Origin of the sequence: Bacillus sp. FSL W8-1143 (genome assembly GCF_037965155.1) — a bacterium.
Taxonomy (GTDB): Bacteria; Bacillota; Bacilli; order Bacillales; family Bacillaceae; genus Bacillus; species Bacillus pumilus.
In genome coordinates this window covers 3,569,297-3,585,598 of sequence record NZ_CP150182.1, presented here as the reverse complement: position 1 = coordinate 3,585,598, position 16,302 = coordinate 3,569,297, and the positions used below count along the sequence as shown (strand labels likewise).

The 16,302-nt window shown below is 42.9% G+C and carries 15 protein-coding genes; 12 read left to right on the top strand and 3 right to left on the bottom strand.

Going from position 1 to position 16,302, the window contains the following annotated elements; all coding sequences use genetic code 11:
* Positions 1-86 precede the first annotated feature (86 nt).
* Entirely contained in the window at positions 87-446 is a 360-nt protein-coding gene (locus NSQ36_RS18400; RefSeq protein WP_003215283.1) for a MerR family transcriptional regulator, read from the bottom strand.
* Between the two features lie 308 nt (positions 447-754).
* On the opposite strand from NSQ36_RS18400, the gene yidA reads away from it, so the two are divergent.
* Positions 755-1,567, top strand: coding sequence for a sugar-phosphatase (gene yidA / locus NSQ36_RS18395; protein ID WP_003215147.1), 813 nt, complete (start codon positions 755-757; stop codon positions 1,565-1,567).
* Positions 1,568-1,603: 36 nt separating this feature from the next.
* Here the strand turns inward: yidA and NSQ36_RS18390 are convergent, their stop codons facing one another.
* The gene (locus tag NSQ36_RS18390) at positions 1,604-2,611 is read right to left on the bottom strand and encodes a LuxR family transcriptional regulator (protein ID WP_212045731.1); all 1,008 of its coding nucleotides are present in this window, start codon (positions 2,609-2,611) and stop codon (positions 1,604-1,606) included.
* Positions 2,612-2,740: 129 nt separating this feature from the next.
* Here NSQ36_RS18390 and NSQ36_RS18385 point away from each other — a divergent pair, with 129 nt between their 5' ends.
* The gene (locus tag NSQ36_RS18385) at positions 2,741-3,448 is read left to right on the top strand and encodes a class I SAM-dependent methyltransferase (protein WP_327839455.1); all 708 of its coding nucleotides are present in this window, start codon (positions 2,741-2,743) and stop codon (positions 3,446-3,448) included.
* Positions 3,445-4,542: a saccharopine dehydrogenase gene (locus NSQ36_RS18380; RefSeq protein ID WP_339206363.1), complete on the top strand. Its 1,098-nt coding sequence runs from the start codon at positions 3,445-3,447 to the stop codon at positions 4,540-4,542. The genes NSQ36_RS18385 and NSQ36_RS18380 overlap by 4 nt, the downstream gene beginning before the upstream one ends.
* A 28-nt stretch (positions 4,543-4,570) precedes the next feature.
* Here the strand turns inward: NSQ36_RS18380 and NSQ36_RS18375 are convergent, their stop codons facing one another.
* The gene (locus tag NSQ36_RS18375; RefSeq protein WP_226804470.1) at positions 4,571-6,391 is read right to left on the bottom strand and encodes an acyltransferase family protein; all 1,821 of its coding nucleotides are present in this window, start codon (positions 6,389-6,391) and stop codon (positions 4,571-4,573) included.
* Between the two features lie 241 nt (positions 6,392-6,632).
* Between NSQ36_RS18375 and NSQ36_RS18370 the strand changes: the two genes are divergently transcribed.
* The 9 genes from NSQ36_RS18370 to NSQ36_RS18330 all read left to right on the top strand — a co-directional run bounded on the left by NSQ36_RS18370 (position 6,633) and on the right by NSQ36_RS18330 (position 16,111).
* Positions 6,633-7,508: an aldose 1-epimerase family protein gene (locus NSQ36_RS18370; RefSeq protein WP_339206361.1), complete on the top strand. Its 876-nt coding sequence runs from the start codon at positions 6,633-6,635 to the stop codon at positions 7,506-7,508.
* Positions 7,509-7,568: 60 nt separating this feature from the next.
* Positions 7,569-8,513 (top strand): sugar-binding transcriptional regulator, encoded by a 945-nt coding sequence (locus NSQ36_RS18365; protein WP_003214694.1) that lies wholly within the window; start codon positions 7,569-7,571, stop codon positions 8,511-8,513.
* Between the two features lie 83 nt (positions 8,514-8,596).
* Complete coding sequence (gene deoC / locus NSQ36_RS18360) at positions 8,597-9,268, top strand: deoxyribose-phosphate aldolase (RefSeq protein WP_003215179.1); 672 nt, start codon at positions 8,597-8,599, stop codon at positions 9,266-9,268.
* A gap of 166 nt (positions 9,269-9,434) precedes the next feature.
* Positions 9,435-10,616, top strand: a complete 1,182-nt coding sequence (locus tag NSQ36_RS18355) for a NupC/NupG family nucleoside CNT transporter (RefSeq protein WP_251190613.1) — start codon at positions 9,435-9,437, stop codon at positions 10,614-10,616.
* A 25-nt stretch (positions 10,617-10,641) separates the two neighbouring features.
* Positions 10,642-11,943 (top strand): pyrimidine-nucleoside phosphorylase, encoded by a 1,302-nt coding sequence (locus NSQ36_RS18350; protein WP_050944579.1) that lies wholly within the window; start codon positions 10,642-10,644, stop codon positions 11,941-11,943.
* A 181-nt stretch (positions 11,944-12,124) separates the two neighbouring features.
* On the top strand, positions 12,125-12,568 hold the full coding sequence (locus tag NSQ36_RS18345) for a MarR family transcriptional regulator (RefSeq protein ID WP_003215380.1): 444 nt from the start codon (positions 12,125-12,127) through the stop codon (positions 12,566-12,568).
* Positions 12,569-12,582: 14 nt separating this feature from the next.
* Positions 12,583-13,221, top strand: coding sequence for a nitroreductase family protein (locus NSQ36_RS18340; RefSeq protein WP_003214802.1), 639 nt, complete (start codon positions 12,583-12,585; stop codon positions 13,219-13,221).
* Positions 13,222-13,246: 25 nt separating this feature from the next.
* Positions 13,247-13,540: a putative quinol monooxygenase gene (locus tag NSQ36_RS18335; protein ID WP_339206358.1), complete on the top strand. Its 294-nt coding sequence runs from the start codon at positions 13,247-13,249 to the stop codon at positions 13,538-13,540.
* Between the two features lie 189 nt (positions 13,541-13,729).
* Positions 13,730-16,111, top strand: coding sequence for an immune inhibitor A domain-containing protein (locus NSQ36_RS18330; RefSeq protein WP_339206356.1), 2,382 nt, complete (start codon positions 13,730-13,732; stop codon positions 16,109-16,111).
* The last annotated feature ends 191 nt before the right edge of the window (positions 16,112-16,302 follow it).

The window sequence follows — 16,302 nt, the reverse complement described above, 5'->3', positions numbered from 1 at the left end:
GATGTTTGAATCGTACGCGCACTTGAGACCTGGGCGTAGAGGGGCGCCAGTGGCAAACACTGGCACATCTTTGGCAACCCTTACAATTAGCTGATGTTCGCTAATGTTTGTTTTGTTAATAATTGAATGGCAGCTTTCCTCTTCTTTAACTCTTGAATGGAGTGTTGAATATCCTCAACTTTTTGTTCGAGCAGCTGTTCAGCTTCTGTCTTTGATTGTTTTTCAAATAGCGATTTAATAATTTCACGAATTTCTTTTAGTGAGAAATCTAGCTTTCTTGCTTCTGTGATAAAGGATAGCATGAGTACATATTTTTTATCATATAAACGATAGCCGTTATGTGCTCTCTTTGGTTCGGGGAGCACACCCTCATTTTCATAAAAACGAATGGTTTCAATATGCACACCAGACATTTTTGACAATTTACCTCTAGTAAACGTAAGCATTCCCTGCACCTCCTTTCTTTGCTATCCATCATACAATTAGATTTGCTAGTTTCAAAATATTCAGTGGTGAACATTTGTCTTCATTTCCCTGTTGGAAAAGGGTAGAAACTCTATTTAAAGCAGGATGAATAGAATACGATATAATAGAGAAGGCATATGACAATTTTGTTACAGTGAGAACAAGTAGACAGCGTGATGAAAAAACGATAGGCTAAAATAGGTAAATAGTAATGATATAACCTGTCATCATATAGATGATGGCTCAAAATAGTGCAGCACGTTTTTTGCTGAGAAAAGGGGACCAGTGAATGTATAAATTAGTTGCAATTGATATGGATGGTACGTTATTAAATGATCAACATATGGTGCCGGATGAGGTGTTTGAAGCCATTCAACAGGCGAAAGCAGAGGGCGTTAAAATTGTGTTATGTACAGGACGGCCTATTGGCGGAGTGAATCGCTATTTAGATGATCTCCAGCTCAATCAAGAGGGAGATTATGTGATTGCCTATAATGGGGCGCTCGTCCAAAACAGTCACACAAATGAAGTGGTGTCAGAACTGACGTTATCCTATGAGGATTTAACTTCTTTATATAAGCTGAGCCGTGAGCTCGATACACCGATGCATTATTTCGATTCCGCTCATTTGTACACACCGAATCGTGATATTAGTGAGTACACAGTACTTGAATCTTATTTAACAAAGCTGCCGCTTAAATATTTACCTGTTGAAGAGGCAGACCCTTCAATGAGACTGCCGAAGATGATGTATATTGATCAGCCAGAACGGTTGGAAAAGACGATACAAGCCATTCCATCTGAAGTAAAAGACAAGTACATGATGGTGAAAAGTACAGATTTCTTCCTTGAAATCCTGCATCCTGAAGTCAGCAAAGGGAATGCCGTGAAGCTTCTAGCGAAAGAGCTGGGGATTGCTCGTGAAGAGGTCATGGCCATTGGTGACAATGGGAACGACGTATCGATGCTGGAATTTGCGGGCTGTGGTGTTGCCATGGGAAATGCCATTGATGATGTCAAAGCAGTAGCGGATGTTGTGACAAAGTCCAATAATGAAGCCGGCGTTGCACATGTCCTGCATGAGTTAGTTTTAGGGAAATAAACGAAAAAGCGGTCTACCAGTGAGGTAGCCGCTTTTTTATATGTGAGAGAAAAAGTAAACAAGCATCCGTCTGCTGCTCAAATTTGTCTTTTGTAGCATCGCCTTCACATGATCATGGACGGTATGGGTTGAAATAAATAAAGTGCTGGCAATTTCCTTTGTAGACTGTCCTTTTAATAAGCAGTCGAGGACGTTCATCTCTCTTTCTGTCAGCTTGTACGTTTTTGCCGCATAAGGAAGAATATCATTGGTTTGGGCTCTCTTGATGTGAATCATGACAGCCTCTTCCTGACCGGCTGCCTGCGCTAATCGAAATGCTTGAAGCGAGAGGAACAGCCCCGTAGGCAATCTCGTCATGCTTGCCGCTGTTTGGTCGATGCCGCCGTATAAAAGTTTTGCCCCTAATGCTCTAAACGGGCGCGGCATAACCGCCCTGTCATGGATTTGTTCAAAGGCTTGAAACGTCTGAAGCCAATGAAGACCCGTCTCATTTCCATAAAGAAGGTTGTAATCGTGCGAGAGAATGAGGAAGCCTTGCTGCTCCGCCGCCGCGTCCTCTTCGGTATCTCTTTTCCTGAAAAGTTCATCTCTCAGCTTGGCTGCGAGTCTAGGCGTTTGTTCGATGACCGCTCGAATATCTTGTTCTTGAAAAGGTTCCTTGTTCTTTAGACGATAGAGGCTGGCAATGCCCCAGCATTCTCCTTGAATCACAAGAGCTGCCCGCAATTCATCAGACCATCCTTTAGGTAACAAAATGTCTTGGTAGCGCTCACTGCTAAGGTATTCTCCGCTTTGGACTAGGCTCGCAGCATGAACGGGGCCTTTGGCTAGAGACTCATGCTGATGTACGTCCTTTTTTAAGAACTCATTTTGAAACAGTTGGTCATGAATGTCTTCAATCGGTTCATCTGTGAAGGACCCTGTCGAGAGGAGAGTGGCTGGATCAATGGTCGTGATACAGGCGGCATCAAAATCAAGGACGGCAGCAAGCTCGTCCCGAATGTGTTGTCTCAGTTGCTGAAAATGAGTGGCTGGATTGGTCACATGATCTCCTCCTCAAAAATCCCCACTTTTAGGGATCGTGTTTTATGTTGTCTCTTTTTACAATAAAGATGTCATATCGTTAGTGTACAGGAAACGATGTAAAGCGGAAAGGAACTGGAGGAGAAAGACATGAAAGGAAACCAGCATTGGCACGATCCCGTTGCTGAGTCATATGCAGCGACGATTGCCTATAAAGTACCCGGTTATCAGCTATTGCATGAGTTGACAATAGACGTATTAGAAACTGAATTAAAGGGAGCGGCTCCCCGCATCCTGACTGTTGGAGCGGGCGGGGGCGAAGAGATCATCAATATGCTTCAAAGAAAAGAAGGCTGGCTCATCACAGGGGTCGATCCGTCACCTTCTATGCTGGACATGGCGAAACAGCGAGTTGCACAGCTTGAGATGGAGGCGCGTGTCACATGGCATGAGGCCTCATTAGATAAGGTTTCAGCTGAACCTGTTTACGATGCAGCGGTGAGCTTGCTTGTCATTCATTTTATAGAAAAGCGCCAGCTCTTTTTAGAAGAGATTTCCCGCAGGCTTCAACCAGATGCGCCGTTTATGTTGGCATTTATACAGGGAGAGATGAAGTCCCAAGCATTTCAACAGGAGCTTCACATGCTTTCTCTTTTCATGCAGCGGCAAGGTCTAGAAAAAGAAGTGTTTACGTCCTTTAAAGACAGGCTGGGAAGCGCGACACACCCTGTTCCCGAGGAAGAGATAAAAGATCATTTAATCAAAGCAGGATTTGAAGACATCAGACCTTATTTTCAGGCAGGAATGATTAAGGGGCTTGTTTGCAAGCGAGGTCGTAGAGAGGCGGATGAGAAATGAGATCACAGGTGATGGTGATAGGCGGCTATGGACATGTTGGACAGCAAATATGTCTTCAGCTAAGCGAAGTGTATCCCGGACAAATTGTAGCGGCAGGCAGAAGCTATGAGAAGGCAGAGATATTTTCACGCCAGACAAAAGGGAAAGTTCTTCCCTATCAACTAGATGTCAGTGAGCCGTTATTTTCGGACTGGGTGGATCAAACAAAACTGGTGATCATGTGCCTTGATCAAGAAGATCCGTCATTTGCTGAAACAGTTCTGCGGTCAGGCATTGATTATATAGATATTTCTGCGAAAGGGGCGTACATGGAACAGATGGCAAAACTGGATCACCAGCACACCAGTGCAACGGCTTTACTCAGCGTCGGGCTTGCGCCTGGCCTTACGAATTTATTGGCAGCGAAAGCAGCATCTATGCTCTCATCAGTGAATCAAATAGATATAGGGATTATGCTTGGATTGGGTGATCAGCATGGAAAAGCCGCCATTGAATGGACGCTTGACAATGTCCATACTGACTATGTGGTTACTGAGCATCATCAGCGTAAAAGAGTCAAAAGCTTTACTGGAGGCAAGCGTATAGATTTTGGTGTGAAACTTGGAAAGCGGCAAGCCTATCAGTTCCCCTTCTCTGATCAGCAGACATTGCCTTTGACGCTCAGCGTGCCTTCTGTGACAACAAGGCTTTGTTTTGATTCTCGCGCGGCAACGCGGGCATTTGCTGTCACAAGGAGCCTTGGAATGACGTCCCTTCTCACTGTGCCGAAAATCAAGGAACGAGCCATTTCTATGATTCAATCTGCTCAAATGGGAACAGATCAATATGCAGTGAAAGTGGAGGCGACAGGAATGGAGGGGAACAAGATTCATCAAGCAGCGCTTGGAATAAAAGGGCATGATGAGTCTCAAGCAACAGCTCAAGTCGCCTCTGCTGCGGCACTGCATTTATTGGGCAGGCGGTTTCAGACAGGTGTGTTTCATATCGAACAATTATTTTCATTAGCGTATGAGAATGGTGATTTTGCGTTGGTGGATCAAAAAACGAAGGAAAAGCGTGTGTTAGCGCTGAAAGCCAGCCTTTTAACGTCATAAAAGAAGACTAGCAGGATGCTAGTCTTTTTTATGACGATGACACATCTCCTTTTTTCTTGATGCTAGCTGTAATGAGCTGTGTCAATGTATCAGAGCCTTTTGTTGAAAGGTGAACACCATCAGGCTGAAAATAAGAAGGCTGTCCAGTAGCGGCTGAATGCCAATCGACCAGGGTCACATTGGAATGTTGATCGGCCACTCGCTGAATGACTGCATTCACATCGCTTTCCCAAGACCTTGGGACTCTCGTGTTCACAAGGAAAATGTGCGCCTTTGAAAATTGCTGAATGAATGCTGTCAATGTGCCCTCAGTAAAATAGCCATTCGTGCCAAGCTCAATGATAACAGCGGCATCAGATTGATTAAATGAAGCATACTGAGGAGCGATGCTGACGGCTTCGTTCATTTGTCTGCCAACCTTTGCATCGATGGTGATTTGTGCATATGTCTTTTCAAGATTCGGCGCTATGTCCAGCATGACGGAATCACCAATAGCAAGAATTTGGTGAAACTGCTTCTGATCTGCTGCTTTCTTCTCATGTTTTTCCTTCTTTTTTTTCGTTTTCGATTCCGTAGAGTCTCCTGCTTTTTTCGGTGCCGTCTTAATTTGTGTCACTTCCTTGGCATGTGGAGACGTATGGGACGAACTGGACATGCCAATGGTAAATAAGATTAAAAGAGCTGCAGTGATTCCAAGGAACACTTTATGAGACGTAGACCATTGTTTGAATCCCTTTTTCCAAATAGACCAAGAGGCAAAATATTGTGTGAAGCCAAGCCGGCGAATCGGCTGTTCGATGAAGCGGTAAGAGGCCTCTGCGATAAGTAAGATGGCAATGATCTGCAATGCGACACGCCCCATAGAAGGCTGTCCAATTTCAATGACAGGGGTGGTCAGCACGATGATGGGATAATGCCACAGGTAAATACCATAAGAACGCTTTCCAATCCAGACGAGCGGCTGATAGGAGAGCCATTTTCCTAGTAGGCTTGCAGGGTGGCAGATGCACGCAATTAAAATCGCTGCATTAAGACAGAATAAAAGCATGCCGCCTTGATAGAGAAAGCCGTCAAATTCGTCCACTGCATAAACACATAGAAGAAAAACCGCAAACGAACCAAAACCAGCGATATGTAAAATACGTCTGCCAACAGGAAGGAGCTTTTTGCTGGACAGTCTTTGCATGGGCCATACAAATGCTAGGCTGCACCCAATCAGAAGCGCAAATGCACGAGTATCTGTTCCATAATAAACCCTGCTTGGGTCCGTATCGGGTGAATAAAGGATTGCCATCCATAAGGCGGAGACAAGTGCAAGGCCAAAGGTGATCATTGGCAGATGGGATCTATTTTTCACCCATTTTAGCCCAGCAATCAATAGTACCGGCCAAATGATATAAAATTGCTCTTCTATCGCCAAAGACCACAAATTTTTCAGTGGAGATACAGCGTTGAAGCTATCAAAATAAGACAGCTGATGGAAAATGTACCACCAGTTACTGACATAAAAAAAGGACGATAAGGCATCGCCACGAATGGACAATAGTGCATTCGAACCCGCAATTGCACACCAGCTGACGGTTAAGAAAATCATCACGTAAGCAGCTGGAAGGAGCCTTCTGATTCGGCCCATCCAAAATGGTAAAAGCTCTTGATAACCCAAATCCTGCTTATGTAACAAGATCGTTGTAATCAAGTAACCAGAAATCACAAAAAACAAATCAACGCCAAGAAACCCGCCGCTTGCAGGTCCAATATGTAAGTGATAAGCAATGACCGCCAATACAGCAACGGCTCTTAGCCCATCTAGTCCTAATATATAACGTAAACGATTCTCCTTGCTGCTCATGAAAATGAATCCCCCATTTATGTCAAAACGCTTCTTTTTTGTTGTCACTCCAAAAGAGCAACGATTCTTTTATTTTATATAAGATTAGACGAATCAGCATCACATTTTGTTGGCGAATTTCTGTCTTTTTTTAAAATTTTTATATAAAGATAGAATTGATGGTCAGGAAGGCTGCCTTATTTTTATACTCAAAACCAAAATCCCTGTCATAATAAAAGAAGATGGAAAGGGGATGTGTGAAATGAGAACAATTGAAAATGATCAGTTATTGATTCAGATCAATGAGAGGGGTGCCGAGGTCAGAGAGGTGTTTCATAAGGAAAGTGGACGTCAATATATGTGGTCTGGCGATCCTGCATACTGGGGCAGGGTGTCGCCTGTCTTATTCCCGATTGTTGGACGATTAAAGAATGACCAATACAAGATAGATGATCAAACCTATGAGCTCACGCAGCATGGATTCTTGCGTGATGTTGATTTTGATTTACATGAAGAAACGAAACATACAGTGACCTTTCAATATGAATCAAAAGGCCTCCACATCGAGCAGTATCCCTATGAATTTACCGCCCGTATTCGATACGAGCTGTCGGAAAATGGTCTGATGATTTCCTGGGAAATTGATAATGTCGGAGATGACACGATGTATTTCTCCATCGGAGGTCACCCCGCATTTCAAGTTCCGCTAATTGAAGGAGAGCGCACAGCAGATTATTCCCTGACATTGACGCCTTCTACTGAGCATCTTCCTGTCCAATATGAACTAAAAAATTCACTTGTCAGGGAGAAAGAAAAAAGCATTCAGCTTAAACCAATTCAGCTTCGACCAGAGCTTTTTCAGCATGATGCGATGATCTTTAGTCATATCAATCGAGTGTCATTGGTGTCTCAGGCAGGTCACGGGGTTGAGGTTGATCTCACTGGTTTTCCGTTCGTTGGTATTTGGTCACCTTATCATCAAGAAACGGGCACAATGGCTCCTTTTGTTTGTATTGAGCCTTGGTACGGTATTGCCGATGTTGAAGGGACGAATGGGCAGTACAAGGAAAAGTTCGGTATTCAAACTTTAGAGAAGAATGAGACCTTCCAAGCCGCCTATACTATTTTTTTCAAATGAACATTTGTGCATGATAAGTTGAACAATTTGTTATGATAGAAGAAAAAAGGAGGCGTACGAATGGATCGGGAGAAACAACAACTGAGTATTGAAGCGGCAAGGCTGTATTATTTATCGGATTACAGCCAGCAGGAAATTGCCAAACAGCTCGACCTGTCGAGACCAACTGTATCTCGGCTGCTTCAATATGCGAAGGAGAAGGGGTACGTCCAGATAACGGTAATGGACCCGTTTGAAGACTTGAATGAGCTGTCTTCATTGCTCAAGGAAAAATATGACCTGCTCGAAGCTCATGTGGTGTTTTCGCCCAAAGATGATTATCCAACGATCACTGAATACTTGAGCCAATTTGGTGCTGAGTACTTGCAAAACACAGTAAAAGACGGTGATATCGTTGGTGTGAGCTGGGGAACCACCATGTATCAAATTGCTCAAAAGATGCAACCTAAACAGGTCAAAGGTGTAGAGGTTGTCCAGCTGAAGGGTGGGATTAGCCACTCCCATGTGAATACATATTCTGCGGAAACCATCCAGCTGTTTGCCGAGGCCTTTCAAACAGCACCGCGCTATTTACCGCTTCCTGTTGTATTTGATAGTGCTGCCGTCAAGGAGATGGTTGAACAGGACAGACATATTCAGCGCATCATTGAAATGGGCAAACAGGCGAATATTGCTGTGTTCACTGTTGGAACGGTAAGAGATGAAGCCCTTTTGTTTAGACTTGGTTACTTCCGCGAAGAAGAAAAAGCACTGCTCAAAGCATCCAGTGTTGGGGACATCTGTTCGCGCTTTTATGATCAAGAAGGACGCATTTGCAGTGAAGCGATTAACAACCGTACGATTGGCGTGGAGCTTGATGATTTAAGAACAAAAGAACGCTCTATTCTTGTTGCTGGCGGACATCGCAAGGTTGCTTCTATCCACGGTGCACTAAGAGGAAAATATGCGAACGTATTGATGATTGATCAGCATACAGCAAAGGCTCTTTTAAATGTCACAAAATAGATGAACAAAATTTCATAACTATGTTTACAAATGTTCATCGGTCATATATGATGAAAGTATCATAATTAAAAGGAAGTGTAAGCATGACGATAGCAAATCTTATTGATCATACAGCACTAAAACCAGATACATCGAAAGCTGCAATCATGCAGTTACTTGAAGAAGCAAAGACTCATCAGTTCGCATCTGTTTGTGTGAATCCAACATGGGTGTCTCTTGCGGCGAAAGAACTAGCAGGAACAGGCGTTGATATTTGTACAGTCATCGGTTTCCCGCTAGGTGCAAACACAACAGCAGTAAAAGCATTCGAAACAAAGGATGCAATTGAGAACGGTGCAACCGAAGTGGACATGGTCATCAATATCGCGGCATTGAAAGACGGCGAATATGATGCAGTTGAGCAAGATATTCGTGCAGTTGTAGACGCAGCAAAAGGGAAGGCACTTGTGAAAGTCATTATTGAAGCGTGCTTACTCACAGATGAAGAGAAAGTCAAAGCTTGTGAGCTTTCAGTGAAAGCTGGCGCTGATTTTGTGAAAACATCGACTGGATTTAGTACAGGCGGTGCAACTGCTGAGGACATCGCATTAATGCGTAAAACAGTAGGACCTGACATCGGTGTGAAAGCATCAGGCGGCGTGAGAACAAAAGAAGATGTTGAGGCAATGCTAGCTGCAGGCGCTACCCGAATTGGTGCGAGTGCAGGCGTTTCTATTATCAAAGGGGATCAATCAGCTCCTTCGAAAGACTATTAATTCATACGATCCTATGGTAGGATAACATTCGTGACTCATAAATGATGAAAAAGTCATATGCGGAAGGATCTCACTTATGGGAATTTCTTCCGCACTTTGTTTGCGAAATAGGGTTTGTTCCATACAAGCGCATTAATGTAAACGAATTCATTCGAGGAGGAAAAACATGAAATACGTGATTGGTATCATCGGTTTGCTGGTGATTCTCGCCATTGCATGGCTGGCTAGTAACGGCAAAAAACGAGTAAAATTCCGTCCAGTAATTGTCATGATTGTACTGCAATTTATTTTAGGTTATATTCTGCTCAATACAGGTGTTGGAAATTTCCTAGTCGGTGGCTTTGCAAGGGGATTCCAAATGCTTCTAGGCTATGCCGGTGAAGGAATCAACTTCGTATTTGGCGGATTAATGAATGATAAGGCGTCAACTTTCTTCATCAATGTCTTACTGCCGATCGTCTTTATTTCGGCATTGATCGGTATCCTGCAGCATTGGCGTATCCTCCCGCTTATCGTACGCGGAATCGGGTATTTGCTTAGTAAAGTAAATGGAATGGGGAAACTAGAATCCTACAACGCAGTAGCGTCTGCGATTTTAGGTCAATCAGAAGTCTTTATTTCCATTAAGAAACAGCTCGGATTATTACCTCAACAACGTCTTTATACATTGTGTGCATCTGCGATGTCAACTGTATCGATGTCCATTGTCGGTGCATACATGCAAATGATTAAACCAGAGTATGTTGTAACAGCACTCGTGCTGAACCTATTTGGTGGGTTTATTATTGCGTCTATCATCAATCCTTATGAAGTGGCTAAGGACGAAGACATGATTGAAATTGTAGAAGAAGAAAAGCAATCCTTCTTTGAAATGCTTGGCGAATATATTATGGATGGTTTCAAAGTAGCGATTGTTGTCGCTGCGATGTTGATTGGATTCGTTGCATTAATTGCGATGATTAATGGAATCTTTACAGCTGTCATCGGTGTTTCTTTCCAAGATGTACTTGGATATGTGTTTGCCCCATTTGCTTTCCTTGTCGGTGTACCTTGGAGCGAAGCTGTACAAGCAGGAAGCATTATGGCAACCAAAATGGTATCTAACGAATTTGTGGCAATGCTTGCTCTAACTGGAGAAGGTTTGCATTTCACTGCTCGTACAGAAGCGATCATTTCTGTATTCCTTGTATCATTTGCGAACTTCTCTTCTATCGGTATCATTGCTGGAGCAGTCAAAGGATTAAACGAAAAACAAGGGAACGTTGTCGCACGCTTTGGATTAAAGCTTCTATTTGGTGCAACACTTGTCAGCTTCTTAACAGCAGGCGTTGTCGGTTTGATTTACTAATTTAAGAAAAGGAATGGTGAAAACAATGAGAATGGTAGATATCATTGCGAAAAAACGTGACGGAAAAGAATTATCTTCAGAGGAAATTTCTTTCTTTGTCAAAGAATATACGGACGGAACAATTCCTGACTACCAAGCAAGTGCCTTGGCTATGGCGATTTTCTTCCAAGATATGACGGATCAAGAACGTGCTGACTTAACGCTCGCTATGGCGAACTCGGGAGACACGATTGACCTCTCTGCCATTGAGGGTATTAAAGTAGACAAGCACTCAACAGGCGGTGTAGGTGATACAACAACGCTTGTACTCGCTCCTCTTGTGGCTGCACTTGATGTACCTGTTGCGAAAATGTCTGGCCGCGGCCTTGGACATACAGGCGGTACAGTGGACAAGCTTGAAGCGGTAAAAGGCTTCCACGTAGAAATTACAAAAGACGAATTCATCGAGCTTGTGAACCGTCATAAAGTAGCGGTCATTGGTCAATCAGGCAACCTGACACCAGCGGATAAAAAGCTTTATGCCCTTCGTGATGTGACAGGAACCGTTAACTCCATCCCGCTCATTGCAAGCTCTATTATGAGTAAGAAAATTGCTGCTGGCGCAGATGCGATCGTACTAGATGTGAAAACAGGTGCAGGTGCTTTCATGAAAACACCTGAAGACTCTGAGAAGCTTGCAAAAGCCATGGTCCGCATCGGAAACAACGTTGGCAGACAAACGATGGCTGTCATCTCTGATATGTCTCAGCCGCTAGGATTAGCGATTGGAAATTCCCTTGAAGTGAAAGAAGCGATTGATACGCTTAAAGGCGAAGGCCCTGAAGACTTAAACGAGCTTGTGCTCACTTTAGGAAGTCAAATGGTCGTTCTTGCGAAAAAAGCAGAAACGCTTGATGAAGCAAGAGAAAAGCTAATTGAAGTCATGAAAAACGGCAAAGCACTTGAGAAATTCAAGGAATTCTTAGAAAATCAAGGTGGGGACGGCTCGATTGTAGATCAGCCGAAAAAACTGCCGCAAGCCCCTTACCAAATCGACGTTCCTGCAAAGGAATCAGGTGTGGTTGCTGAAATCGTCGCAGACGAGATCGGTGTTGCAGCGATGATTCTTGGAGCAGGACGTGCGACAAAAGAGGACGAGATCGACCTATCTGTCGGCATCATGCTGAACAAAAAAGTCGGCGATCGTGTTGAAAAAGGAGATTCACTCGTGACACTTCATGCAAATCGTGAAGATGTTGCGAATGTCGTGGAGAAAATTTATGACAACATCCGCATCGCAGATCATGCTGATGCACCAACTCTCATTCACACTGTGATCACAGAATAAAGAAAAAAGGACAAAAGTGCTTCGCCGCTTTTGTCCTTTTTTTGTTCATTTCTTTTTCTATTGAGATAAAAAATTTCACTTTATGAAACAAACCTCTTGCATTCATTAAATAATGGGTGTATATTAGTTGACGAGTCAATGATTGATATATCAACTAATTGATCTGAATAGAAAAGAGGGGATGGCATTGACTGCATTTTGCTCTGAAGAAGCAGAGGTATTATACCGTTTGCAGTGTGTGAACCGTATGATGGGCGTGAAGTTCGAAGCATGCACGGGCATCAGCCAATCAAGACTAGAGTTGCTATCACTGTTATTCCAAGCAGACGAAATCAGCCAGTCAGATTTGCAGAAAAAAGTAAATATTGATAGTGCGGCTGTGACGCGTCACTTAAAACAGTTAGAAGCAAAAGGAATGGTCACGCGCAGAAGAAAGCCAGAAGATAATCGAGTCACACTTGTTCGTCTGACAGAAGAAGGCAGAACAAGAATCGAAGCTTCTAAAAAAGAAAAAGAACGATTTATCTCAGAAATGCTTGAAAACGTAAGTGACGAAGAACGAAAGCTTCTCACTGATGTGCTCAGCCGAATACAACAAAACATCGAAAAGATTCAAACAACCTAAAGGAGTGTTTCAACATGGCTACAACATTAAAAACTAACGATTTTATGGAAATTTTGAAAGGACGCCGTTCTATTCGTAACTATGACCCAGCTGTGAAAATCAGCAAAGAAGAAATGGCAGAGATTCTAGAAGAAGCAACAACTGCACCATCATCAGTGAATGCACAGCCTTGGCGCTTCATGGTCATTGACAGCCCAGAAGGTAAAGAAAAGCTTGCACCACTTGCAAAATTCAACCAAACTCAAGTGTCAACATCAGCAGCTGTCATTGCAGTATTTGCAGATATGAAAAGCAATGAATACTTAGATGAAATTTATTCAAAAGCAGTAGAGCATGGCTACATGCCGCAAGAAGTGAAAGAAAGACAAATTGCTGCACTAACTGCACACTTTGAGGTACTTCCAGAGCAAGTGAATCGCGAAACAATCTTAATTGACGGTGGAATTGTGTCTATGCAGCTTATGCTTGCAGCACGTGCACACGGCTATGATACAAATCCAATTGGCGGTTTTGATAAAGAAGTCATCGCTGAAACATTTGGCTGGGATAAAGAACGTTATGTACCAGTGATGCTGTTATCAATTGGGAAAGCTGCTGACGAAGGTTATGCTTCTTACCGCTTACCGATTGAACGCATTACAGAGTGGAAATAATATCTTTTAAAAAGGAGACGATTAGATGATTATTATTCATGCAGGGATGACCATTCATCCAGAAAAAGAAAACGTATTTCTAGAAGAAATCAATGCATTAATGAAAGCTTCACAAGCCGAAGAAGGCAATATATCCTACAAGCTGTTCAAGGATACAGATAAGGAACATACCTTCTTAATGGTAGAAGTGTGGAAAGATGACGCTGCGGTTCAGAGCCATAATGCGAGTGCACATTTCCAAGCTTTCGTAGCGAAGGCAAAAGAATTCTTAGCCGCTCCACTTGACGTTGTTGCCTTTCAAGGCCAGCAACTTTCATAGTAAAACAACAAACACCCTAGGCGTTTATCGTCTAGGGTTCTTTTATTTTCGACACCTTGTTCCACCCATTTCATTCCCGTATTGTGCATTTTCCACAAAATTTCTGAAAATAAAATGTTTTTCGACTTAAGTATATTAGAATATGCTAGAATGAGATATTATTTATTACCAAATTAGGGAGGAACCAAAATGAAAAAAGGGAAATGGACGAGCATTGCACTAACGGCTGTCCTCGGTTTAGGCACATTGACAGCTTTCAGCACCCCACTATCTGCCCACACTACAGAAAAGTCAACATCCTCAGACGGCGGTCATTATTCAGGTATTCCATTCGATGCAAGTGTTGTGAATGAAGACCGTCTCATCAAAGCCTTGAAAAAACAAGGAAAGATCAAAAAGAATGCCAATGAAGCAGAAACCCAAAAAGCATTAAAGAAATATCTAAAGAAAAAAGAAGAATCTGCTATGAAACAAAGTGCAAGCACCTTAACAGAAGAGCCTGAATTTCTGAAAGAATACAAACAAAAGGTACATAACAAATTAGCCAAAAAGAAAAAGTTAAAGAAGCATAATGGAAAAGAAAGCAATCATGTAAAACCGGTCAAAAAGGAAAAGTATAAAGGCGAAGTTCGCAATGATAAGGTATTGGTTTTATTAGTAGATTTTAAAGATTATAAGCATAATAGTATTAAAAAAGAAGAGACTGATATGTACTATGACAAGTACGATCAGCAGCACTATCAAGACATGCTTTTCGGAAAAAATGGCTACATCGGTCCAGATGGGAAACGAAAAGTATCCATGAAGCAATATTATGAGAAACAGTCTGGCGGCAGTTACACGATCAGTGGAACGGTGGCTGGCTGGTATACAGCGAAGCATGAAGCAGCCTATTATGGCGGGAACGTACCTGATGAATCAGGCAGTGACGGCAGACCGCGTGAATTGGTGAAAGAAGCACTCGAAGCAGCAGCAAAGGACCCGAACATTGATCTCGGTGAATATGATCAATGGGACCGCTATGATATGGATGGCGACGGCGTTTATAACGAACCAGACGGCATCATTGACCATCTGATGGTCGTTCATGCTGGCGTAGGTGAAGAAGCTGGCGGCGGACAACTTGGCTCTAATGCGATTTGGTCGCACCGCTGGTCACTTGGTGATGTATTTGAAATTCCAAACACTGAATCTGAAGTCGGACAAGGCGGAAAGTTAGGCGCGTTAGATTACACCATTGAGCCTGAAGATGGCGCGGCAGGCGTATTCACACATGAATTCGGACATGATCTTGGTCTTCCTGATGAGTACGATACACAGTACACAGGAGGAGGCGAGCCCGTTTCCTACTGGTCGATCATGTCAAGCGGAAGCTGGGCAGGTAAAGTCCCTGGAACGGAACCAACAGGCTTTAGTCCATATGCGAAAGAAATGCTTCAAAACTTACATGGTGGTAACTGGCTTACTGGACAAACCATTGATGGTAAAACATTAAAGAAAAGCAAAACAGTGCTGATTGATGAAGCAGCAACAAAAGGAACGAACCATGATGCGGTTCGGGTAGATTTACCAGATAAAGAGATTGTTGTCACAAAACCTGCTCAAGGACAAAATTCGTACTTCAGCGGAACGGGTGACAATTTAAATGCGACCATGACGACAACAGGTATCGATTTGTCGAAAGGGAGCAAAGCAGAGCTGACATTTAAAGCATGGTACGATATCGAAGAAGATTATGATTATGCGTATGTAGAAGTTCGTGAAACAGGAACTGATCAGTGGAAGACCATTGCTGGTAACATCACGAACGATCGAAATGAAGCTGGAGCGAACGAAGGCAATGGAATTGACGGAAAATCAGACGGATGGGTAGATGCAGCATTTGATCTTTCTGCTTATGCAGGGAAGAAAATTGACCTGCAATTCCGCTATACAACCGATGCAGGCTATTCACTGCCAGGCTTATTTGTAGATGATTTAAACATCACTGCAGATGGGACTAAAGTGTGGTCAGATGATGCCGAGGGCACATCTACTTTCACCTTTAACGGATTCTCGAAATCGAATGGAAAACAATATGCAGCTCAATACTATTTACTAGAGTGGCGCTCATATGCTGACGTCGATAAAGGGTTAAAGCATATCAAACGAGGGGCAAGCCTCATGAGCTATAATAACGGTTTGGTCGTGTGGTATGTCGATCAATCCTACAGTGATAACTGGGTAGGAAAACACCCAGGGAACGGTTTCCTTGGGGTAGTAGATGCAGATCAGCAAGTATTGAAGTGGAGTGACGGCTCCATTGCAGCCACAGGTTTCCAAGTACATGATGCAGCATTTTCTTTGAATCCAAGTACGCAGCTCAATATTGATTATACAGCGACAACTGGCTTAACGTTGGTAGATCGCTATATTCGCCCGACTCGTACATTTAGTGATAAAAAGAATTATGTGAATCCAAATAATCCAGATGCAGGGCGTGATGTCCCAACATACGGTCTATCCTTTAAAGTTGTTGGACAAAGTAAGGATCGTTCTGTTGGAAAGGTATTAATTTCTAAAAGTAACTAAACAGAAAGCCGGATTCTACCATTGAATCCGGCTTTTTGCTATGGTAATAAACTGTTTTTGATGAAAAGGGCGGCTTTTTGGTCGAATGTCTGTTCTTTTTTATTTTGATATCCGAATGAAATCATTATATAATAGAGACTGGAAGGTTTTTCTTTCATACATGGTTCTTTTTAGCTGTTAAAACAAAGGAA